General features: G+C 43.3%; 19 protein-coding genes and 1 pseudogene. 6 read left to right on the forward strand and 14 right to left on the reverse strand.

All coding sequences use genetic code 11. From position 1 onward, the window contains the following. The 3 genes and pseudogenes from WS42_RS08040 to WS42_RS08050 all read right to left on the reverse strand — a co-directional run. A pseudogene (locus WS42_RS08040) lies at nucleotides 1–851 on the reverse strand (sensor histidine kinase); the annotation flags it as partial. A 50-nt stretch (nucleotides 852–901) separates the two neighbouring features. Then, on the reverse strand, nucleotides 902–2,266 hold the full coding sequence (locus WS42_RS08045) for a sigma-54-dependent transcriptional regulator (protein WP_046403029.1): 1,365 nt from the start codon (nucleotides 2,264–2,266) through the stop codon (nucleotides 902–904). Nucleotides 2,267–2,394: 128 nt separating this feature from the next. Beyond that, complete coding sequence (locus WS42_RS08050; RefSeq protein WP_013610873.1) at nucleotides 2,395–3,078, reverse strand: ABC transporter ATP-binding protein; 684 nt, start codon at nucleotides 3,076–3,078, stop codon at nucleotides 2,395–2,397. Between the two features lie 307 nt (nucleotides 3,079–3,385). Here WS42_RS08050 and WS42_RS08055 point away from each other — a divergent pair, with 307 nt between their 5' ends. Beyond that, nucleotides 3,386–5,659 carry an ABC transporter permease gene (locus tag WS42_RS08055; RefSeq protein ID WP_162610074.1) on the forward strand — a complete coding sequence of 758 codons (2,274 nt, stop codon included), beginning with the start codon at nucleotides 3,386–3,388 and terminating at the stop codon, nucleotides 5,657–5,659. Between the two features lie 112 nt (nucleotides 5,660–5,771). Beyond that, on the forward strand, nucleotides 5,772–6,533 hold the full coding sequence (locus WS42_RS15465) for a GIN domain-containing protein (protein WP_022161057.1): 762 nt from the start codon (nucleotides 5,772–5,774) through the stop codon (nucleotides 6,531–6,533). A gap of 93 nt (nucleotides 6,534–6,626) precedes the next feature. Here the strand turns inward: WS42_RS15465 and WS42_RS08065 are convergent, their stop codons facing one another. The 6 genes from WS42_RS08065 to bcp all read right to left on the reverse strand — a co-directional run bounded on the left by WS42_RS08065 (nucleotide 6,627) and on the right by bcp (nucleotide 13,426). Further along, nucleotides 6,627–7,277 carry a tetratricopeptide repeat protein gene (locus WS42_RS08065; protein ID WP_022161056.1) on the reverse strand — a complete coding sequence of 217 codons (651 nt, stop codon included), beginning with the start codon at nucleotides 7,275–7,277 and terminating at the stop codon, nucleotides 6,627–6,629. 340 nt (nucleotides 7,278–7,617) lie between these two features. Beyond that, complete coding sequence (locus WS42_RS08070) at nucleotides 7,618–9,252, reverse strand: dipeptidyl-peptidase 3 family protein (RefSeq protein WP_022161055.1); 1,635 nt, start codon at nucleotides 9,250–9,252, stop codon at nucleotides 7,618–7,620. Between the two features lie 13 nt (nucleotides 9,253–9,265). Then, nucleotides 9,266–9,517 (reverse strand): hypothetical protein, encoded by a 252-nt coding sequence (locus WS42_RS08075; protein ID WP_022161054.1) that lies wholly within the window; start codon nucleotides 9,515–9,517, stop codon nucleotides 9,266–9,268. Nucleotides 9,518–9,591: 74 nt separating this feature from the next. Beyond that, nucleotides 9,592–11,664 carry a dipeptidyl-peptidase Dpp5 gene (gene dpp5 / locus WS42_RS08080; RefSeq protein WP_046450962.1) on the reverse strand — a complete coding sequence of 691 codons (2,073 nt, stop codon included), beginning with the start codon at nucleotides 11,662–11,664 and terminating at the stop codon, nucleotides 9,592–9,594. Nucleotides 11,665–11,836: 172 nt separating this feature from the next. Next, entirely contained in the window at nucleotides 11,837–12,889 is a 1,053-nt protein-coding gene (recA, locus tag WS42_RS08085) for a recombinase RecA (protein ID WP_013610880.1), read from the reverse strand. A gap of 81 nt (nucleotides 12,890–12,970) precedes the next feature. Next, nucleotides 12,971–13,426: a thioredoxin-dependent thiol peroxidase gene (gene bcp / locus WS42_RS08090; protein ID WP_013610881.1), complete on the reverse strand. Its 456-nt coding sequence runs from the start codon at nucleotides 13,424–13,426 to the stop codon at nucleotides 12,971–12,973. Nucleotides 13,427–13,699: 273 nt separating this feature from the next. Between bcp and WS42_RS08095 the strand changes: the two genes are divergently transcribed. The 4 genes from WS42_RS08095 to WS42_RS08110 all read left to right on the forward strand — a co-directional run bounded on the left by WS42_RS08095 (nucleotide 13,700) and on the right by WS42_RS08110 (nucleotide 15,839). Continuing rightward, nucleotides 13,700–14,017 carry a DUF4491 family protein gene (locus tag WS42_RS08095; RefSeq protein WP_046403075.1) on the forward strand — a complete coding sequence of 106 codons (318 nt, stop codon included), beginning with the start codon at nucleotides 13,700–13,702 and terminating at the stop codon, nucleotides 14,015–14,017. Between the two features lie 21 nt (nucleotides 14,018–14,038). Further along, entirely contained in the window at nucleotides 14,039–14,443 is a 405-nt protein-coding gene (locus WS42_RS08100; protein WP_013610883.1) for a PaaI family thioesterase, read from the forward strand. Nucleotides 14,444–14,559: 116 nt separating this feature from the next. Beyond that, nucleotides 14,560–15,225 carry a DUF4136 domain-containing protein gene (locus WS42_RS08105; RefSeq protein ID WP_022161051.1) on the forward strand — a complete coding sequence of 222 codons (666 nt, stop codon included), beginning with the start codon at nucleotides 14,560–14,562 and terminating at the stop codon, nucleotides 15,223–15,225. An 8-nt stretch (nucleotides 15,226–15,233) separates the two neighbouring features. After that, complete coding sequence (locus tag WS42_RS08110; RefSeq protein ID WP_013610885.1) at nucleotides 15,234–15,839, forward strand: outer membrane beta-barrel protein; 606 nt, start codon at nucleotides 15,234–15,236, stop codon at nucleotides 15,837–15,839. Between the two features lie 49 nt (nucleotides 15,840–15,888). On the opposite strand, the gene WS42_RS08115 is transcribed toward WS42_RS08110, so the two are convergent. The 5 genes from WS42_RS08115 to cysQ all read right to left on the reverse strand — a co-directional run bounded on the left by WS42_RS08115 (nucleotide 15,889) and on the right by cysQ (nucleotide 20,971). After that, a complete protein-coding gene (locus tag WS42_RS08115) occupies nucleotides 15,889–16,998 on the reverse strand; it encodes a cholesterol-responsive sulfotransferase (RefSeq protein ID WP_022161050.1) in 1,110 nt (369 codons plus the stop codon). A 43-nt stretch (nucleotides 16,999–17,041) separates the two neighbouring features. Continuing rightward, nucleotides 17,042–18,481, reverse strand: a complete 1,440-nt coding sequence (gene cysN, locus WS42_RS08120; RefSeq protein ID WP_374938085.1) for a sulfate adenylyltransferase subunit CysN — start codon at nucleotides 18,479–18,481, stop codon at nucleotides 17,042–17,044. A gap of 11 nt (nucleotides 18,482–18,492) precedes the next feature. Further along, entirely contained in the window at nucleotides 18,493–19,401 is a 909-nt protein-coding gene (gene cysD / locus WS42_RS08125) for a sulfate adenylyltransferase subunit CysD (RefSeq protein ID WP_013610888.1), read from the reverse strand. A gap of 103 nt (nucleotides 19,402–19,504) precedes the next feature. Next, nucleotides 19,505–20,113, reverse strand: coding sequence for an adenylyl-sulfate kinase (cysC, locus tag WS42_RS08130; RefSeq protein WP_046403047.1), 609 nt, complete (start codon nucleotides 20,111–20,113; stop codon nucleotides 19,505–19,507). Nucleotides 20,114–20,170: 57 nt separating this feature from the next. Continuing rightward, the gene (gene cysQ, locus WS42_RS08135) at nucleotides 20,171–20,971 is read right to left on the reverse strand and encodes a 3'(2'),5'-bisphosphate nucleotidase CysQ (protein WP_013610890.1); all 801 of its coding nucleotides are present in this window, start codon (nucleotides 20,969–20,971) and stop codon (nucleotides 20,171–20,173) included. Between the last annotated feature and the right edge of the window lie 68 nt (nucleotides 20,972–21,039).

The following is a 21,039-nucleotide window of genomic DNA, read 5'->3' on the forward strand; positions in this document are numbered from 1 at the left end:
CGGTAGGATTCTACAAAGGAAACCAATCCTTTACCGGTTTCACTGATCACCTGCAAGCCGTTGATGGTATTTTGCCTGATCGTTTCGGGCGTATGGGCTGCCGGATTCGTTTTATGTATTTCTAATAAAGTGTCGCTTAATGAAGTGATCGGAGCGATCGAGTTCATAATTTCATGGGCTAGTACCCGGATCAGCCGGATCCACGAGTCGATTTCTTTCTCGTCCATTTCATTTTCGATATCGTTGATCACTAAAAGCCGGGTATGTTTTCCGTTGACTGTGATACCACTGGCAGTGATCAGCAGTTGGATACTTCCCCGTTCGTTGGTATAAGTCACTCTCCGGTTTTCACCCGGACGGATTTCTTTAAATGCTTCGACCAGAACAGGAGAAACTTTTCTAAGCTGGCTGACATGGGTGAAAACTTCCAGATCGATGAGTTTTAGGGCAAATCGGTTCAATTGAAGTACGAATCCGTTATCGTCTAAGGCGATCACTCCCGAGCTGATACTGTTTAAGATCAACTCATAATACCGTTCTTTCTGCTGTATTTCGATCCGGGTATTCTGTATGATGCTTTTGATCCGGTTCAGGATATGGTTTAACAAACGTTCCGATTGCATACCTTCGTTTTCGACAAAACGTATGGTGTAATCGTCATTTTCCAAAGCACTGAAAAAATAGGTTAACTTTCGGTTGGTCGTATTGATAAAATAGAATATCAACCCGGTCAGCCCGATGATTCCCGCAGCAGCCAGGGCTCCTCCTAAATAGTTTCCTTCCCGGAAAGCTTGCCAGGAAACGATAGATAGAATGACGATAGCCAGGAGGGAACTGAGAATGCGGTACATGGGAGATCAGATTAAAAGGTTCGCGTTTTCAATGGAATGACGATGAAATCTTATAGTCCGAATTTTTTCATCTTATTATAAAGGGTTTGGCGGGTGATACCCAGCTGACTGGCAATAGCGGAGATATTACCATGATGGTGCTCGATCGCTTTGCAGATCATCTCTTTTTCCATCTCTTCCAGGGTTTTGGAACTATTGGCCGGCACTTCGTTATTGGGCTTGAAGAAAAAATCACAAGGTTTTAATGTCTCTTCATCACACATAATCACTGCTTTCTCAATGGCGTGTTGTAATTCCCGGACATTACCCGGCCAGGAGTATTCCAGCAATTTACTTTGAGTATCTTTGGTGAAGTACAGTTGCCCTTTACTATATTTCGATCCGTATTTACGCAGAAAGGATTCGGCTAACTGGAGGATATCGTTACCTCTTTCCCTTAAAGGAGGGATCTCAATGTGAATGGTATTGATCCGATAAAGCAAGTCTTCGCGGAAAGTACCCTTGGCAACCATTTCCTGGAGATTACTGTTGGTGGCACAAATCAGACGGATATCTATGTCGATGGGTTTATTGGAACCGATCCGCGTGATTTGCCGGCTTTGGATTGCCGCGAGTAGTTTGGATTGAAGGGAGTAGGTCAGATTACCGATTTCGTCCAGGAATAAAGTACCTTTGTTCGCTGCTTCGAATTTACCGGCGCGGTCTTCCTTGGCGTCTGTAAAGGCTCCTTTCACGTGACCGAACAATTCGCTCTCGAACAAAGTCTCGGTGATCGCACCCATATCTACACCAATCATGACTTCCTTATTCCGTTTGGAAAGTCTGTGCAGTTCCTTGGCAATCATTTCCTTGCCTGTACCGTTTTCGCCGGTGATCAGAATATTGGCATCCGTAGAAGCTACTTTCTCGATCAGCCGATGTAGTTGCTGCATGACCGGAGAATCGCCCCAGATCAACTCTTCGCCCGAAGTCAGTTGTTTTTTTAGTTCGACTTCCTTTTCCCGGAGTTGTTTTACTTCTGTCTGGGATTGGCGTAAGCGGTAGGCAGACAAAAGGGTCGCTATCAGTTTGGCATTATCCCAGGGTTTGACGACAAAGTCGGTAGCCCCTTCTTTCACTGTTTTTACGGCCAGTTCGATGTCTGCATAAGCTGTAAATAGGACGACCGGTAGATCGTTGCTTATTTTCCGTATTTCTCCCAGCCAGAAAATACCTTCGTTTCCATTATTTATACCACTGGAAAAATTCATGTCCAACAATACGACATCGATATTTTCCGTTTCCAGCATAGCAGGAATCCGGTTGGGATTACTGATGGTGATCACTTTTTTAAAAGTGCCGCTGAGCAGCATATCGATGGCTGCCAATACACCTTTATTGTCGTCAACAATGAGGATGGTACCTTGTTTTGTCATATGGAAAATTATAACTATGCAAATATAATAATTATCGACCGGCCTGACTTCCCTAAAAGAATAAAGATAATGAACTCCGGAAGTTTTTCCTGTTCTCCCGGAGGTTGTTTATAGAAAGGTCCGTTGCTTTAATCTTTCACACCACAAGTTTCGGTGACGATCTGCCCGTCGAAAAGATTGATTACCCGATGAGCATAGGAGGCATCGTGCTGGGAGTGAGTCACCATTATGATGGTCGTACCTTCCTGATTCAATTCGGTCAGTAGGTTCATCACTTCCGTACCGTTACGTGAATCCAGGTTACCCGTCGGTTCGTCGGCCAGGATTAATTTGGGACTTGCTACTACGGCACGGGCAATGGCTACACGTTGTTGCTGTCCGCCGGATAATTGCTGCGGAAAGTGCTTGGCCCGGTGGCTGATGTTCATCCGGTCGAGAATATGGGATACGATTTCTTTCTTTTCACTGGCTTTCTTCTTCAGATAGATCAAAGGCAATTCGACGTTTTCATATACATTCAGTTCGTCGATCAGATTGAAACTCTGGAATACGAAACCGATATTTCCTTTACGTACCTGAGTACGCTGTTTCTCTTTTAGGTGTCCTACCTCTTCGCCGTCGAAATAATACTTCCCGTCTGTCGGATTATCCAGCAGGCCGATGATATTCAGTAAGGTAGATTTACCACAACCGGAAGGACCCATGATCGCTACGAATTCTCCTTTTTTTACTTCCAGCGAGACGTTATTTAATGCAGTAGTCTCCACTTCTTCCGTGCGGAACACTTTACTTAAATTTTCTATTTTTATCATAAGATTGAAGATTAAATTTTGTATTTCTCTATACTATTATTGTGCCAAATAATTAAGTCGTTTATATTCAATGTATTAATTATTTTACTCTTGAATCGGATTGTCTATTTTTTTTACATTGTTGTCTCGTTTTTTTACATATTCAAAATAGAAATCGGGATTATCTATTTGATTAACAGATGATTAATAAATTGGCATATAATTGGTTATTATCCGGTTAAAAAGATATGAATTTTTTATGTTTTCTATTTCATTAAAAATGATTTTTCGTTCCTGGGCGAGAAATAAAATTTATTTTGTAATTTCGATGTTGAGCTTGATTATTGGCTTGACATGTAGTGTTTTATTGATTGGTTTTGTAGCTAACGAGTATAATATAGCTCATGTGGTGAAAGGAGGAGGGCAATGGTATTTATTACAAGAGCAGAACGTATATTATAGTAATGAAGAGGTTATGGCCAACCATACCCTTAATGGAGGGCGTGCCGTCGCTATTCAGCGTTCTTTCCCGGAAGTCGAAGATATCTGTGTGTGCCATGACGATCACAAACAGATTAAAAAGAATAGTGGTGAAACAATACCTTATGCTGCTATTTATGCAGTTACCCCTAATTTCGCCGATTTGTTTCAGCCTGAACTTTTGGCTGGAGATCTGAAAGAGACTTTACGGGATCCTTCGGGTGTAGCTGTTACCCGCTCTTTTGCCCGGAAGAATTTCGGACGCGAAAATATTTTAGGAGAGACGTTGTTGTTAGTGGGCTATAGCCAGTACCTCAAAGATGGACGATTACAAAATGTGGAGGAAGAAAAGGTCTATATGGTAAAAGCGATTGTGGACGACAAAAGCAAAAGTTATCTGCAATATGATTTATTGATCCATTTACCGGAATCCGATTATGCACTTACCCGTGTATCCTGGATGAATAGCTATTATAGCTTCCTGAAACTGGGGAAAGAGGGCCGGAAAGATAAACTGGAAAAAAAACTGAATCAGGACGAGACCTATCGGAAACAATACGATATTCAGGGAAAACAACAGTTAAGACCGTTGAGTCAGGTGTATTTTTCGGGTGATCAGCAAATCGGTTTTATTAAATCGCGCGATCGGGTTGCCCTGTATTTAGCCGGAAGTATCGCTATCGCTATTCTGGTGATTGCTTGCTTCAACTATATCAACATCAGTATGACGAAATCATTGCAACGCCTTAAAAATACCAACCAGCAAATGATTTTCGGAGCGACCGGACAGGAAATACGTGGCCAATTGATAGCAGAAACTTCGATACAGGCCGCTATTGCTTTGGTTATCGCTGTTTTACTGATCAAGGGGTGCTTGCCCGCTTTCAATCGATTTATGAAAGCAGACCTGGTTTTGAGCGATTTGGTAGAAGGGATTTCGGGAGGATTGATGTTGATTTTACTGGTTATAGTTATTTTGGGACCTTCTTTGTATATTTTTTCAAGGATTGGCAAAAATTCACTGAACGATATGATGAAAACCGGATTGGTGCAACGTCCTAAATTGGTTACGGGAATGGTGGTGGCACAATTCGTTATTTCGGTCGTATTGGTTGTTATGGTGTTGGGAATCGCACAACAAATGGATTACGTGGGACATGTCCGTCCGGATAGTGACCGGATCCTGAGTTTATATGCAAACCATCCGGAGGGCGGACAATGGAAACAATTTACCGGACAGTTGCAGGTGATTCCTGAAGTTGAAGATTATACTTCCAGCGATATATTGAGTTACGGGGCTTTCTCTGCCAGAGGAATAAGTGCGATGATTATGGGGGGAGATGAGCGTTTTCTACCGTTCTTCGGACTGAAATTAGTGAAGGGAAAAGGATTCTCTCCCTCGGCGCCTAACGATGCTGTATTGGTGAACGAAGCATTTGTAAAAAAAATGGCGATTCAGGAACCGGTGAATTATCGGTTGGTATGTAATGGTGAGCATTTAATTGTCGGGGTTGTCGAGGATTTTGTTATCGATAACCTGAGTCGACAGATTCAACCCCTTTTAATCGAATATAATTCCACTTCATACAACACTTTGGTAAAGATAAAGGAAGGAAGTATGTCGGTGGCTATTCAAAAAATAAAGGAGTTATGGAAAAAAATTTCGGGAGATGAGGAAGGATTAAAATTTCGGACTATGGCCGGAATGTATGAGGATCTGCACCAAGAGGAGCAGAGGGTGTTGCAAATGGTCGTACTTTTTTCATGGATCAGTTTGTTCCTGACTGCTTTGGGATTATTCGGTTTAGCCTGGTATTCGGTGGAAAGCCGGATGAAGGAAATCGGTTTACGTAAGATCAATGGGGCTACACAAAGACAAGTTGTCGGATTGTTGTGTATCCGCTTTATCAAGTGGATCGCTATCGCGTTGGCGATCGGATTACCGATGGCGTTATACCTGATCGAACAATGGAGAATGCAGTATGTATTCCGGCCACAACTGACTGTCTGGATATTTATCGCAGCAGCTTTTATCGTGCTGGCCGTGGGGATACTTACGGTAATCTGGCAATCCTGGAAAGCGGCCCGGGTAAATCCCGCAAAAATTATAAAAATGGATTGAGTTGTAATATTATAAGTTTTCAATCGTCTTAGAGAATAGGGGCAGGAAATTGAACAGACTTTTGGGATGCCTTTGATGCGAAGTTTTGGACTAACCATTTAAATAGAAAACTATGCGTAAAATTTTATTCTTTTTATTCGTATGCTGGGGGACGATCGGTATGGGCGTAGCCCAGGAACAAGTGAAAATTTCCCGTTTCCAGGGAGAGCGGGTTACGGGATTGGATATTTCCGGGGCATTCGATATTACAATCCGGCAAGGAGAGGATACAGGTGTCACATTGAGTATTCCGTCTCATTATGAAGATAATCTGGTGTTTGAAAATTGGGGAGGAACGGTAAAGGTTGGCTTTAAAGGCCGGATTAAGAAACATGCTAAAAATGAAAAATTTACAGCTGAAATCGTCTGTTCCTCCCTGGAAGAAGTTCTGCTTAGTGGGGCATGTAAATTGAAAGGAACGGGTGATTTTACGGCTCAAACGGTAAAATTTGACTTGAGCGGAGCAGCTACGGCTGTTTGGGATGGTAATTTCAAGGTGGTAAAGATCGGAAAGATCGATTTGTCAGGGGCTTCACAACTACAGTTGAATGTTGAGGTTCCTGAGGTTGAGGTAGAAATTAGCGGGGCTGCAAAGCTGGCCTTGACAGGAGAGGCAGACAGCGGGGAGATCGAATTATCAGGGGCGTCGAAAGCGAATCTGGAAAATTTCGTTTTGAAAAATCTGGCTTTGGCTACTTCAGGGGCTTCAAATGCGTCGGTAAATGTAACCGAAACGCTCGGAGTAGAAGCTTCGGGAGCTGCTCATGTCAGTTATTCGGGCAATCCCAAGGTGACCTCTCACGTTTCGGGTGCTGCTTCATTGAAACAACGGTAAGACGATAAATGAAAAAGAAACCCTCTGATCGGTCTGTATAAAATCGAGAGTTTACCGATCAGAGGGTTTTGTTTTACCGTCGGGGGATGTTGCTTATCTGCAATACCGGCGTACGTAAGTTCCGGCACTCTGAATCCCTAAGCTTTGGGCCTTTCGCCAGTCTTTACAGGCTTCTGTTTTCTTTCCTGTTTTATAATAAGCTATGCCCCGGTTTGCATAAATAGCCCCGTTATCAGGATTCAATTTTAAGGCATAAGTGAAATCCGGGATAGATTTACTACATTCGTTGATCTTCAGATAACAACTGGCTCTGTTTTGGTAGTAAGCATAGACCAATTCGAAATCTTCTCCGTTTTTCTGAGCATATTTGATAGCCAGGCTATATTCAGCGATCGCTTTTTGAAAATTGTTTTCGTTTTGATAAATGTTACCTAGATAATAACAGATTTCATCGTCTTCTTCGAATATAGCTTTAGCTTTAATTAAATACTGTTTTAAGATGGAGATTTGATTGGTATGGGAACAGGCTGTGTTCAGGGACAAATACATTTCCCGGATTTTGGGCTCTAAACGAATGGCTGCCAAAAGTTTCTGTACAGCATCGGTATAATTGCCGTTTTCAATGTCTTCATTGGCTGAATTTAAGAGTTCGACGGGTTTGTTTACCGCATTAATATCCATTTGTCCAAGTACCAGCCTACTTGTGGTCATAAAAAAGATAAGGAAGAGATTGAATTTCTTCATATACAAATGCAAATTTAGTTAGTAGTGGTTATTGTTCATTCACGCTTTCAAAAATAATAAAATTTGCCAAGAAAGTCATAATTTTCCTAAAAATATCTAGTTTATTTGTTAAGAATGTAACAAATAAATACACTGGAAGTTTTTTTTATACCAGGGAAATCGTTCGGAAAGGAAAGGTTTGTGTTCTTTCTGATCGCTATTTCGCTTATAAAATCGCCCCTGCAACACTTTTTACAGTTGCAGGGGCGACCGGTCGGAAGTTCCACGAAAGGGGAATCTTGCAGGGAACTATAAACTTAATAAATTTTCAGCGACAAAGGGAGTGACTTTACAAACTGCCTTACAGGCCGAGTGTCTGAAGCCCTTGCTGGAAATAAATATCTTTGGGTATGCCTGCCTGGGCAATACGATCCAGATCTTTTTGAAGGATAGGGGAAACTATTCCTTTGGCTGCAATTAGCTGGCTGGCTTTGTCGTAGTCGCCGTCTCCTTCGAGGGTGATGTATTCACCGGCGATGATTTCGATGTCTTTTTTCATTTTTTCAAAATCTATCGTATAGTATCCCTTGTCTGCATCCCGGGTAATAGCCCCGCTTTCAATAAAATGGGCAAATTGCATCATATTGGCTTTTCCATGGGCACTGGCAGCGCCGAAACGGCAGGAACGGAAAATACCGGCGATAAAGGTTACATAGTTATCCATCAGGTCTTTATTCTGTATCACTCCCCACTCCGCGAGTTTGGTGATGCAGAATAACCCCAGGATATCTGCCTTTCCTTCTTCGATAGAAGTATAATTATCCTTTAGAGCACCCCGGACATCCTGGTTGCCTTGCAAGGTATACTTTACGCCGAGGCCATGGGCTACTTCATGAAACATCGTATTTTCAAAAAAAGCGTCGAAACGAATGTGTTTTTGTTGTTCCGGGTCGATGACGAGTCGGGCGATAGGCACTACCATTTTGTCGAATTTGGCTTGCATGGAATTTTTTAGTTGCAGTTTCCGGCTTCCTTTGGCTGCATGTACACGGGGATCGTTAGGTAGGTTTATGGCGATATTTTTACTACCGGCATTGCAATCACCGGCATAATAAATGACGTCGTAAGCGTTCATATCCGGATTTGCGTTGGCTTTCTCTTTTTTGTAAGCTGCGGGTACAGGGAGATTCTCCTGTAGTTTAGGAAGATATTGGGCATATAAAGAGAGTTTTTTACTCCAATCTTTATCTTTTACCAGGATCTGTCCCGAGTGAGAGGCTTTGTATCCGAACAGAGCGTCTTCATAGGTTTCGATAGGACCGATAACAATGTCTAACGTATTGTCTTTCATATCCATCCACGCCAGGTCACTTTTCAGATAATCATCGGTCAGCAAGGCTTCGGAACGGAGAGTCAGATAATTGCGCAGACCTTCGTCCTCAGCTAGCTGCGCTGCCTGTTTTAAAAGAGAAGCGGCTTTTCTGATTTGTTCGGGATAAGCTTCGTGGTAAGGGATTACTTTCAATGCCCCTTTTTCATCCCTGCGAACGATGCTGTACCAGTCGGTTTTACGCGGATCCTGAAGAGCTTCGAATTCTGATTTGGTCATATCCTGAGGGTAGAAATTGGCACCGAGAGGTTTAGGACCGGCAGTTTCGAGAAAGGGCCGGTTGGCGTCGAGCCTATCCCAGGGACCGTAGTTGATGGAAAGGTATTTGAGCAGGGCAGAGTCTGTAATACCCTCGAAAAGTTGTTCTTTATCTCCGTAGGCTGTCTGCCAGTAGATCGCTTCCATCTGATCGGCAGCTTCGATAAGCAGAGGGAGCATTTGCTTTTCTTTTTCCGTTAGTTTACTCAAATCGGTAGTCAGGGGAAATTCAGCATATTGATCTGCTAATTCCTGATAGGGGGAGGTGGTCCGATCGGAAGCTTTTTTAGCTTCTTTGCAGGCTCCTAGAAGGAGGAGGGTAGCTAATAAGAAAGTTATTCTTCTCATATTTTCTCTATATTTAATGGGTTATTATATTTCTGTTCAATTCTCCGATCAATAGAGCTTTATCGAATAAGAGAATTCCTTCGGAAGCAACGACGATATACCGGCTACCGACTGCGTATAGGGCAGAACCGAACAAACTGGAATCGATGGTTTCAAGCGTTGCCAATCTCAGGTTTTTCCCGAACTCGGAAAGCGTGAGAGCAACGGAATCTATTGGCTGATTCAGGTCGGTGCGGGTGACTGGATAGCCTTGTTCTGTTTTCATCGGTTCGGTTGTTAGCCGAAGAGGCTACTTGGCCGAAAATCTTCCGGTTGATAGCCTCTTCAAATTGATTATTTTTACTTCAGCCATTTATCCAGCCATGCTTTAAAGGTCCGCTGCCAGAGAATGCCGTCCTGACAGCCGGTTACCCAGTGACATTCGTTGGGGAAATAGAGGAATTGAGCCGGAACTCCGCGCATGCGTGCAGCATTGAAAGCCGCCATTCCTTGAGATACGTCGATCCGGAAATCTTTCTGCCCATGGATGACTAAAATAGGAGTATCCCAATTACCGACGAACAAATCCGGCGAATTAGCGAAGGTACGCTGAGCTATTTTGTTATCCTTTTCCCAGGGAGCACCACCCATATCCCAGTTGGCGAACCACATTTCCTCGGTCGTATTGTATTGCATTTTTAAGTCGAAAATCCCACAGTGTGCAATAAATGCTTTGAAACGTTTATCGTGATGGCCGGCTAAATAATATACCGAATATCCCCCGTAAGAGGCCCCTACACATCCGAGCCGGTTTTCATCGATATAAGGTTCTTTTTTAGCTTCGTCGATAGCGGAAAGGTAATCCTTGATGTTCTGACCGGAATAATCCCCGCTGATTTGTTCCAGCCATTCCTGGCCGAATCCCGGCAGACCACGGCGGTTGGGAGCTACAATAATATAACCGTTCGCAGCCATCTGCTGGAAGTTCCAGCGATAACTCCAGAATTGACTGACTGTACTCTGAGGACCGCCTTCACAATACAGGATGGCCGGATATTTCCGATTAGGATCGAAATGCGGAGGATATATCATCCATACCAACATGTCTTTATTATCCGTTGTTTTGATCCACCGTTTTTCTACTTTTCCCATAGTCAATTGGTCCAGAATAGGTTTATTGACAAATGATAATTCCTCGTCTTTGCCTGTAGCCGGATCCACTTTGTAGATTTCGGCCGGTTTACTCATAGACACTTTGGTGGCAAGTAACATTTTTCCGGTCGGAATCACGGAAGTATAATTGTGAACTCCATCGGTATGTTTGGTGATTCTTCCGGTCGGAATATCCAGAGAGTAAATTTCATCGGTAGCATGCCAGTCGGAGATAAACCAGATGGTATTATCGTCTCCCCATTTCAGGCCTTCTGCGTTCTGGTCGAAACCTTCGCTGAAATCATTTTTTTCTCCGGTGATCAGATCCATGACATAGAGACGGATTTTATCCGCTTCATAGCCTTCCCGTTCCATACTTTCCCAAGCCATGTACCGGCCATTGGGAGAGATGACCGGATTCTTGTCATATCCCATCATGCCTTCGGTCAGGTTGACAGTTTCCCCGTTCTCCGTATTATAGGCATACAGATCGGTATTCGTAGATTCGGCATAGTCGATACCGATCTTTTTGCGACAGGTATAAATTAGTTTTTTCCCGTCTTTCGTCCAGGCCAATTGTTCTACACCTCCCCAGGGACGTACTGGAGATTCCCAACGTTCACCTTCCATGATGTCTTTTCCGGTAGTAATCGGTTGTGCCGGCACGTAATCGGCTATAAAAAGATGGGTGTAAGCATCTACCCAATCGTTCCAATGGCGGTAAAATTGATCGTCGACGATGCGGGCTTTCGCTTTGGGAAGGTCAGGATACAGGTCCTGTACCGTGGGTTCGAGCTGTACATCTTTCAGATAAACGATCTTAGACATATCGGGTGCATAGACGTATCCGTTGATTCCGTCCGGTATATCGGTTACCTGGCGGGGATTACTGCCGTCGGGATTCATTTCCCAAAGCTGCCCTTTGGCCAGGTAAGTAATGAATTTACCATCCGGTGTCCATCCCGCGTCCGATTCGTTGTAGTCGGTATCGGTGAGACGGGTGGTTTGGCCCTCCGGCAGATTCATCAGGTATAAATCGCTATACCCCCGGTCTTCTTCTTTATTGAAATAAGTAATATCGTATACGGCTTTACTACCGTCCGGCGATACGCTAACGTTTCCGATTCTTCCGAAAGACCAAAGTACTTCAGGAGTCATGACGTCGGAGGAAAGTTTTATTGCGGGGGGAGTATACCCTTTTTGATTTTGAGAATTGTCGTTTGGTACATGACAAGCCATACAAGACAATAAAATAAGTGATGGAATGATCGATTTTTTCATAGTTATAAATAATGAAATATACAAGGACCGATCTTGATTTTGTTTATAAAGTCATTGCACACCCTACGCGCCCTTTTTTCAGGGCTACAGCGGTCATTCGTTTTCATAACTCTTGTAACCTCTGTAACCCTTGTAACTTCTATAACTTTAGTAATCCGACCGGCACACACGCTTAATTGTCTGTCTCTTCATTTGCAGATTCCGCTAATTCCGGTTCATCTGTTTTGCCATTGAAGGTGGCGACAATTTTTTGTTTCAGCTCTTCAGCCAGTTCCGGATTGTCCATGATCAATTGTTTCACCGTTTCCCGTCCTTGGCCCAGTTTGTTTTCACCATACGAGAACCAGCTACCGCTTTTTTTGATTACGTTACACTCTACCCCCAGATCGACAATTTCTCCGGAGAGAGAGATGCCTTCACCGTACATGATGTCGAATTCTGCTTTCCGGAATGGAGGCGCAACTTTGTTTTTCACGACTTTCACCCGGGTATGGTTGCCCAGAATTTCTTCGCCGTCTTTGATCGGGCCGATTTTACGAATATCCAAACGTACGGAAGAATAGAATTTCAGGGCATTTCCACCGGTCGTGGTTTCGGGATTTCCGAACATCACTCCGATCTTATCCCGCAACTGGTTGATAAAAATACAACAAGTATTGGTTTTACTGATCGTGCTGGTCAGTTTACGTAATGCCTGTGACATCAGGCGGGCCTGTAAGCCCATGACACTGTCTCCCATGTTACCTTCTATCTCGGCTTTAGGGGTCAGAGCAGCGACAGAGTCGATCACGATGATATCTATGGCTGCCGAGCGGATCAGCTGATCTGCAATTTCCAGGGCTTGTTCACCGTTATCCGGCTGTGAAATAAACAAATTTTCGACGTCTACACCTAATTTCTCCGCATAAGAACGGTCGAAAGCATGTTCGGCATCGATGATTGCCGCTATACCTCCCTGTTTTTGGGCTTCGGCAATAGCATGAATAGCTAATGTCGTTTTACCGGAAGATTCCGGTCCGTAAATTTCGATGACCCGGCCTTTGGGATATCCACCAACACCTAATGCTTTATCGAGTGCAATGGAACCCGAAGGAATTACCGGAATGTTCTCTACCTGATTGTCGCCAAGCTTCATGATACTTCCTTTTCCGAAGTTTTTTTCAATCTTGTCGAGAGTCAGTTGGAGCGCTTTCAGTTTTTCAAGATTCGTTTCTTTTAATGCCATAATATTTGTTTAGTTACTGAGTTTCTGAGTTTCTAAGTTTCTGAGTTTTTGAGTTTCTAAGTTTCTGAGTTGAATTTTGATTCATTTCTTTAATATCTGTTCTGCTGCATTTTTGGTATTTACCTTAGTGATGACTCTTTCGATGATTCCTTGCTCATCGATGATAAAAGTGGTCCGAAGGACGCCCATATATTTTCGTCCGTACATGGATTTTTCAGCCCATACTCCATAGTCTTCTAAGATTTTTTTATCCGTATCGGCTATCAGATTGAAAGCTAAATTGTATTTGGCGATGAACTTTTGGTGTGAACCGGCGGAGTCCGGGCTAATCCCGACCACTTCATATCCTTGTGCAGTCAGCGTGTCATAATTGTCGTTCAGGCTGCAAGCTTCGGCCGTACATCCGGAAGTGTTATCCTTCGGATAAAAATAAAGGACTAATTTTTTACCTTTGAAATCTTCTGAGGTGATTTCTTTACCATCCTGGTTTATGCCTTTGAAAAAAGGCGCTTTATCTCCTTCTTTTAGCGATGTCATGATATCTTGGGATTTTAATGCTATATTACAAAAGTAGCGATTTTTTGCTGAATTCCGATATTTTTTATTCAATAATGTGATTCTGTTTTAGCCATAGAAATAGAACAAATGTTACGGCTACTGAAATAAATTGCAAGCCAGTACAATACGAAAAATAATATGGACCCGGAAAAAGAAGGTTTCTATGTCCGAAGAAGAACTGTTTTTGATGAGAAAGCTTTATCTTTGGAAGATGAATGAAAAACCATTTTAAAACTTATTTAATCTGTCATGATGGAGTTTATCGATTCTTATAATTTAACCGGACTTGTGATCGGAATCAGTACTTTTTTAATCATAGGCTTGTTTCATCCGGTAGTGATCAAATGTGAATATTATTTCGGAACGCGTTGTTGGTGGATGTTCTTGATTTTCGGTATTTTAGGTATCATTGCTGCTTTGTATGTCCGGCAAGTCTTGTGGTCGTCTTTATTGGGGGTTTTCGCCTTTTCTTCTTTTTGGACGATCCTGGAGATCTTCGAACAAAAAGGAAGGGTAAAGAAGGGATGGTTTCCGATGAATCCGAAACGGAAAAAGGAATATGAATCATGAAAAAAATAATTCGGTGTTTTTATGGAAGAGGTTTTAAAACAATTGAATGAGCTGTGCCGGGATACGCTGGTTGACAATTTGGGTATGGTATTTACTGCGGCCGGGGAAGGATGGCTGGAAGCCAGGATGCCTATCGACCGGCGTACCTGTCGTCCGGACGGAGCTTTACACGGTGGTGCTAATATGGCTTTGGCCGAGACGGTCGGAGGAGCTTTGAGTTCTATGTCGGTTCCGCCCGAAAACCGTTTCCACGTATTCGGTATCGAGGTGAATGGAAACCATATGAAACAGGCACAAGGAGGATATGTCGTCGCTAAGGGTACTTTTATCCATCAGGGGAAACGTACCCACGTCGTTCAGGTCGAAATACGGGACGAATACGGAACACTGGTAACGGTCAACCGGGTGACGAATATGATTGTCTGAGGAGTGATTTGCACAATATGATTTCTTTTTACATCCATTAAAAAAACATGGCATAAAAGTTGATAATTTTTTTACGGGAAAATAAAAATTAGTGTTCCATTAAAAACAATTTAAGTATGAAAAGATTATTTATTTTCGGGGTATGCGTCCTCGTGGTGCTGTGCATGGCCTCTTGTTATCCGGAAGGACCGGATTATGTCCATGAAAAGGACATTGCTTTGACTCATTATGATGAAGAAGCGGATTTTTCTACTTTAAAAACATTCGTTATTCCGGATTCTGTCGTGTATGTACAGGGAGATTCTAATGCGACGGGATTGGCTAACGAATTGAAGGAGGAGATACTTTCTCTGGTAAAGCAAAATTTCGAAGCGTATAATTACCAGCTGCTGACAGACGAGGAAGCTGAAGCTCAGACGCCTGATTTTGTCGTAACGGTAACTGCTTTTGCAACTCCGACTTTCAGCTACAATTCCTGGGGAAACTATTGGGGCTGGTATCCCGGTTGGGATTGGTTCGGCTGGGGAGGAGTCTGGGGTGGTTGGTATCCTTGGTATCCCTGGTATAGCGGAGGATATTATTATGCTTATGACAAAGGTACGGTGGTTATCGATATGCTGGATGCGAAAAAGGCCGATAAAGAAACCAAACGGGTACCGGTATTGTGGACAGGGATGGTCGATGGTATCCTGGCCGGAAATCAGAACTATCTTGCCGAACGCCTGGAGAAAAATATCAACCAGTGTTTTATTCAATCCCCTTATCTGAAAACGACTAAATAAAGAAAGCGATGAAAAAGATTATAATGATACTATTGGTTGTGTTCGGCCTGGGTGTTGGAAGCCGGGCACAGGCTCAGATGCTGAATCTAAATTATCAGATGTCCTTACCTTTGGGCGATCAGCATGATTTTATCTCTAAAATGAGTTTTCGTGGGTTTTCCATGGATTATCACTATTTCCTGAGCGAGCGTCTGGCGGTCGGTGCCAGCCTGGGATGGAATACTTTGTATAAGCATCTGGATTATGCAACCGGTCATTTTACCATGAACGGGGAGAAAGTGACCATCTCCGGGGACCAGTTCAGATACCTGAACGTTGTACCCCTGATGGCCAGTGTCCGTTATTTTTTTACGGATGGAGATGCTGTCCTGCTACCATATGCCGGTATCGGTATCGGAACCAACTGGGCTGAAATGCGGCTGGAAGTGGGAGACCTGCTGGCTAAAGAAAAAGGCTGGCAGTTCGCTTTTGCCCCTGAAGTCGGAGTAGTGGTACCTTTCTCCGAATCGGTCGGATTGAATGTGGGGGCACAATACCGCTACAGTGTAAAAGCCAGTGGCTTACCCACGCTTCAGGATCTCGGGATTAAAGTCGGGTTATCTTTTAACTGGTAAATAAATGGTTGTCCATAAAGTCAAGTACTTTAATGGACAACCTTTCTTTTTATTCCAGTTTATAGTCCCATTGTTTCAAGGCATAATCCCAATGTTTTTCGACTAATTCGACGGTTCGGGTTTCGTATTTATAAGCGTTTTTCTTGTAGCCTTTTTTCTTGTCTAAATAGGCCGCAATGTCTGCTTTGGCGGCTTCAAAACCCGGAATGGCAAGTGTCCGGTAAATCTTTTCGGTCATAGCCAGGGCATCCGCCTCGAAATCTTCGAATTTTATTTCTATCAGATTACCTGCCGGGATCAGCTTTTTATCTTCTTCATATTTCCGATACAAACGGGTATATACTTCGAGGATGTTTTTTTCCAGCTCCTCCGGAGAAATTTTCTGCAATTGCAAAGGGATAATGGTATTCGTGAAAAAACTCCGGGTAGATTCGAATACCGTATAAGGATTCCGCATCAAATAGATAAATTTGGCATTGGGGAACATTTCCAGGATTTCTTTCACCTTGCTGGTATGCGGAGGATTTTTACTGAGAAATTGGCTACCCTGGGTATTCCAGAGAGAGATTTTGATCAGTTTCAAAAATGTCTCCCTGAACATCCGGTGTTCTTCGGGAGTAGCTGTTTTCATGGTCAGAAACCGATCACAATATTCCAGCATATTCTGAGGCAAAAACCAGAAATCATAATAGGAGCAAGGCATCATATTGGATAAGGCAAACTCTTCCTCCTGAGGCAAGTCGACGTTGAGCTCCATGTTATCGGTAGGGCGTTTGTCCGGCATTAACCAAGCCATCGTTTTCTTAAACATCGGCTGTCCCCACATCATCATATGGGGAAAAACAGTTTGATAGGTCGTCGTATAACCGAAATGTTTATCATGAGCCAATACATTGTGTACAAAGGTGGTACCACTACGCCAGTGCCCTAAAATAAAAACCGGCTCCATGTTGATCGCCTGATTTTTCAGGCGTTTGTCGTATCTCCGGTCCTGTATCGGTTTCAGGCAACTCAATAACCGACAGATGGCTTTGGTCAATTGATATTTCGTTTTATATCCTTTCCCGATCGTTTGTCCTTGTGTGATTCCTTTAAAAGTTTTCCAGTCTGCACCCACCAAAGTATTTACCGGAAGTTTTTGAAATTCTAGTACACCCATTTCGATAAAATATATGCTCTTTTATATCGCCTAACTGATTTATTTATTGAATTATTTTCACCGTAATCCCTTGACGGTCGAGTTCCTTGGCCACTTTTTCGATGGCTGTAAAGTGTTCGCTGCCGATGCCCAGTTTCGAAAGATTGATTTCCGGAATTTCCAATTCCTGCATGTCTTTCCTTTCGACTTTATCGATAATCATACCGACAGCACAGGTATTGTTGGTAATCGGATCGATCAGAATAAAAGCGCCTGTGTTTTTATTTTGGGGATAAGGATCGAAAAATAAAGGTTTACCTGTCGTGAAAATGACACGTGCAATTTCATTCAATTCCAAGGCGTCTGCGGCAGATTGTTCTAAAGTATTCACATTTACTTTATACCGGATTTTATCGATCTTGGCCCGGGTCAGATTCGTAGTATGTTTAATAAAGAATTGTTCTTCCGGATCCATTTTCTTCTCATCCATCCATACCAGCATGGCTTCGAAATTACGGGAAATAATCGGGAGATTGTCCGGATGTACGAGCATTTCTCCCCGGGAGATATCGATTTCGTCTTCGAGGGTCACCGTTATGGCCTGCGGCGGAAAAGCGAAATCCGGTTCTCCGTCGTAAGTGACGATCGATTTGACCCGTGAACGCTTCATAGAAGGCAGTGCGACCACTTCATCTCCTTTACGAATGATACCTGAAGCAACCGTACTGCTGAATCCCCGGAAGTCGAGGTTGGGACGCATGACATATTGTACGGGATAGCGGAGATCTGCAAAGTTTTTATCGCTTCCTATATGTACCGTTTCCAGATATTCCAGTAATGGTTTTCCGGTATACCACGACATATTCTCCGATGCTTCTACGACATTATCTCCTTTTAATGCCGAGAGTGGGATACAGGTAATGTCGGGTATTCCCAGGGGTTCTGCAAACTGACGGTATTCCGTTACGATCCGGTCGAATACCTGCCGGTCGTATCCAACGAGGTCCATTTTATTCACAGCCAGAACAACATGTTTGATTCCCAGCAAGGAAACTAAATAAGTATGCCGGCGTGTTTGGGTGATAACGCCTGAGCGGGCGTCTACCAGAATGATGGCCAGATTGGCCGTCGAACCTCCTGTAATCATGTTACGGGTATACTGTTCGTGTCCCGGAGTGTCGGCAATGATGAATTTCCGCTTGTTCGTAGAAAAATAACGATAAGCCACGTCTATCGTTATACCTTGTTCACGTTCAGCCTTCAGGCCGTCGAGTAGGAGGGCATAATCGATATCGTCTCCTGCATTACCGTAACGTTTGGTATCTCTTTCGAGGGCATCCAGCTGATCTTCGTATAATTTTTTACTATCGAAAAGCAAACGACCGATCAGGGTCGATTTGCCATCATCTACCGATCCGGCTGTCAATAATCTCAACAGATCTTTCTTTTCGTCCTGATCCAGGAACTCTTTTATATTTAGTTTCTCCATGATTTTAATCTTTATCGCTTTTCGCCTTAAAAGTATCCCTCTCTTTTCTTTTGTTCCATACTGGCATCCTGGTCGAAATCGATTACCCGGGTGGTCCGTTCGGATTTGGTGGTGGTCATCATTTCTTCTACGATTTTTTCAATCGTGTCGGCTTCCGATTCGACAGCTCCGGTCAATGGCCAGCATCCTAAGGTACGGAAACGTACTTTCCGCATCCGGATCTTATCCCGGTATTGTTCCGGTAAGCGTTCGTCGTCGGGCATAATCAGGTTACCGTCGATTTCGACGATGGGACGTTCTTTGGCAAAATACAAAGGTACGATAGGAATATTTTCCATGCGGATATATTGCCAGATATCCAATTCCGTCCAATTAGACAGCGGGAATACCCGGATCGATTCGCCTTTATGAACCCGGGCATTGTATAAATTCCATAATTCAGGACGCTGATTTTTAGGATCCCATTGATGAAATTTATCCCGGAAGGAATAAATACGTTCTTTGGCCCGTGATTTCTCTTCATCGCGGCGTGCACCACCGAAAGCGGCATCGAACTTGTATTTACTGAGCGCCTGCAATAAAGCCTGGGTCTTCATCAGATCGGTGTGTACTTTACTACCGTGTGTGAAAGGACCTACCCCTTCCTGGAAACCTTTCATATTGGATTCGACGATCAGGTCCCAGTTGTTTTCCCGGGCATATTTATCGCGAAATTCGATCATTTCTTTGAATTTCCACTTCGAATCGATATGCATCAAGGGGAAAGGTACTTTCCCCGGATAAAAAGCTTTTTCAGCTAAACGGACCATGACGGAAGAGTCTTTACCGATAGAATAGAGCATAACCGGATTTTCAAACTCAGCGACAACCTCACGGATAATATGGATAGACTCGGCTTCCAGTTCTTTCAAATGACTTAATTTATATTCTGACATTGTTTTATGTGCTAATGCTAATAGGCGGATTTACTCCAGCCGTTGGCAAAGTTTATTCATTTTGCAAAAATAGTCGTATCCTGATTCAAAAGCATCAGTATTTTTACCGAAATTCATTTCCGGTTATTTTCGGAGAAACGGCTTCCAATAAAATTTTCACCGAATCGGCTAAGGATTGCCGTGAGGTGTCGATCGAAATAAACGGATGTTCCGGGGCTTCGAAAGGCGATGAAATACCGGTGAATTCCTTGATTTCACCCCGACGGGCCTTGGCATACAAACCTTTGACATCCCGTCGCTCACATTCTTCGATGGGCGTACTGACATATACTTCCAGAAAATCATCCTCACCGATAATTTCAGAAGCCATCCGGCGGATAGCATGGGTAGGACTGATAAAAGCAGCGATGGTCACGATACCGCAATCGACGAATAATTTGGAAACTTCTGCTATGCGACGAATATTTTCCGTTCGGTCGGCTTCCGAAAAACCCAGGTTATTATTGATGCCACTGCGGATATTGTCTCCATCCAGGATACGGCAGAGTATACCTTGTTTATATAATTCCCTTTCCAGGGCAATGGCTAATGTGCTTTTACCGGAACCGGACAATCCGGTAAACCAGATCATAATGCCTTTTTGTTTCAATAAAGCTTCGCGGTCTTTCCGCTGTAACATTTTTTCAAAAATCGGATAAATATTTTCTGCCATATAAACTTAGTTACTGATTTACACCACAATTTCAGTATTTCATATTTCCTGTTTGTTTTATTTTACAATAAACCAGGGATTTAATAAATCTTCTTTGTTGTAGGCCAAGGGAGTGCACCCATCCTGGTGATATAATTCTTTCCCGGCAGCCTTTGCGATAGCATGACCTGCAGCGGTATCCCATTCCATGGTCGGAGCAAAACGGGGGTAAATGTCAGCAGTTCCTTCTGCTACCAGGCATATTTTAATCGAACTACCGATAGAAGTCAGTTTGACTTCTCCGTGTTCTTTTTTTAATTCATCGATAAAATTCTCTGTATCGGAACTCATGTGCGATCTTGAAGCCACAACGGTATAAACCGGATCTTCGCGGTCCAGAGGCAGACGCCGGGCTTGATTTTCCAGTGCGTCGAAATCCATATCCGGGGAATATTCCGGATGATCGGCCCGATAAGCTCCGTTTCGGATCGTTCCGTAGTACAGGATTTTTTTTACCGGAATATAAATTACCCCTAAGGCAGGACGTCCGCCGTAAACGAGAGCTATATTGACAGTGAACTCGCCGTTCCGTTTGATAAATTCTTTTGTACCGTCCAAAGGGTCGACGATCCATACCGTTTGCCATTGTTTACGAATAGCATAGGCTGTGGCCTTGTTTTCTTCGCTGATAACCGGATAAGGCGTATTTTTCAACTGTTTCAGGATAATCTCGTTGGATACCCGGTCGGCAATAGTCAGCGGAGAATGATCCGCTTTGTGTTCGATTTCGAAATCCGAAGCCGGATCGTCGTATATGTCTAATATAGCCTTACCAGCTTGCAATGCTGCTGTTATAGCCGTCTGTAGTAATGAATTCATAGTATTTTCTGCATGCCTGGCAAAGGTATCAAATTTTTTTATATTTGCAGTATTTGCCGGATATTATC

This window comes from Odoribacter sp. N54.MGS-14 (assembly GCF_000980295.1).
Lineage (GTDB): Bacteria > Bacteroidota > Bacteroidia > Bacteroidales > Marinifilaceae > Odoribacter > Odoribacter splanchnicus.

Bases quoted from the DNA above. Each gene is read 5' to 3' on its own strand.
- WS42_RS08045 (WP_046403029.1), bottom strand. From the start codon at position 2,266: ATGACAAAACAAGGTACCATCCTCATTGTTGACGACAATAAAGGTGTA.
- WS42_RS08050 (WP_013610873.1), bottom strand. From the start codon at position 3,078: ATGATAAAAATAGAAAATTTAAGTAAAGTGTTCCGCACGGAAGAAGTG.
- WS42_RS08055 (WP_162610074.1), top strand. From the start codon at position 3,386: ATGTTGAGCTTGATTATTGGCTTGACATGTAGTGTTTTATTGATTGGT.
- WS42_RS15465 (WP_022161057.1), top strand. From the start codon at position 5,772: ATGCGTAAAATTTTATTCTTTTTATTCGTATGCTGGGGGACGATCGGT.
- WS42_RS08065 (WP_022161056.1), bottom strand. From the start codon at position 7,277: ATGAAGAAATTCAATCTCTTCCTTATCTTTTTTATGACCACAAGTAGG.
- WS42_RS08070 (WP_022161055.1), bottom strand. From the start codon at position 9,252: ATGAGAAGAATAACTTTCTTATTAGCTACCCTCCTCCTTCTAGGAGCC.
- WS42_RS08075 (WP_022161054.1), bottom strand. From the start codon at position 9,517: ATGAAAACAGAACAAGGCTATCCAGTCACCCGCACCGACCTGAATCAG.
- dpp5 (WP_046450962.1), bottom strand. From the start codon at position 11,664: ATGAAAAAATCGATCATTCCATCACTTATTTTATTGTCTTGTATGGCT.
- recA (WP_013610880.1), bottom strand. From the start codon at position 12,889: ATGGCATTAAAAGAAACGAATCTTGAAAAACTGAAAGCGCTCCAACTG.
- bcp (WP_013610881.1), bottom strand. From the start codon at position 13,426: ATGACATCGCTAAAAGAAGGAGATAAAGCGCCTTTTTTCAAAGGCATA.
- WS42_RS08095 (WP_046403075.1), top strand. From the start codon at position 13,700: ATGGAGTTTATCGATTCTTATAATTTAACCGGACTTGTGATCGGAATC.
- WS42_RS08100 (WP_013610883.1), top strand. From the start codon at position 14,039: ATGGAAGAGGTTTTAAAACAATTGAATGAGCTGTGCCGGGATACGCTG.
- WS42_RS08105 (WP_022161051.1), top strand. From the start codon at position 14,560: ATGAAAAGATTATTTATTTTCGGGGTATGCGTCCTCGTGGTGCTGTGC.
- WS42_RS08110 (WP_013610885.1), top strand. From the start codon at position 15,234: ATGAAAAAGATTATAATGATACTATTGGTTGTGTTCGGCCTGGGTGTT.
- WS42_RS08115 (WP_022161050.1), bottom strand. From the start codon at position 16,998: ATGGGTGTACTAGAATTTCAAAAACTTCCGGTAAATACTTTGGTGGGT.
- cysD (WP_013610888.1), bottom strand. From the start codon at position 19,401: ATGTCAGAATATAAATTAAGTCATTTGAAAGAACTGGAAGCCGAGTCT.
- cysC (WP_046403047.1), bottom strand. From the start codon at position 20,113: ATGGCAGAAAATATTTATCCGATTTTTGAAAAAATGTTACAGCGGAAA.
- cysQ (WP_013610890.1), bottom strand. From the start codon at position 20,971: ATGAATTCATTACTACAGACGGCTATAACAGCAGCATTGCAAGCTGGT.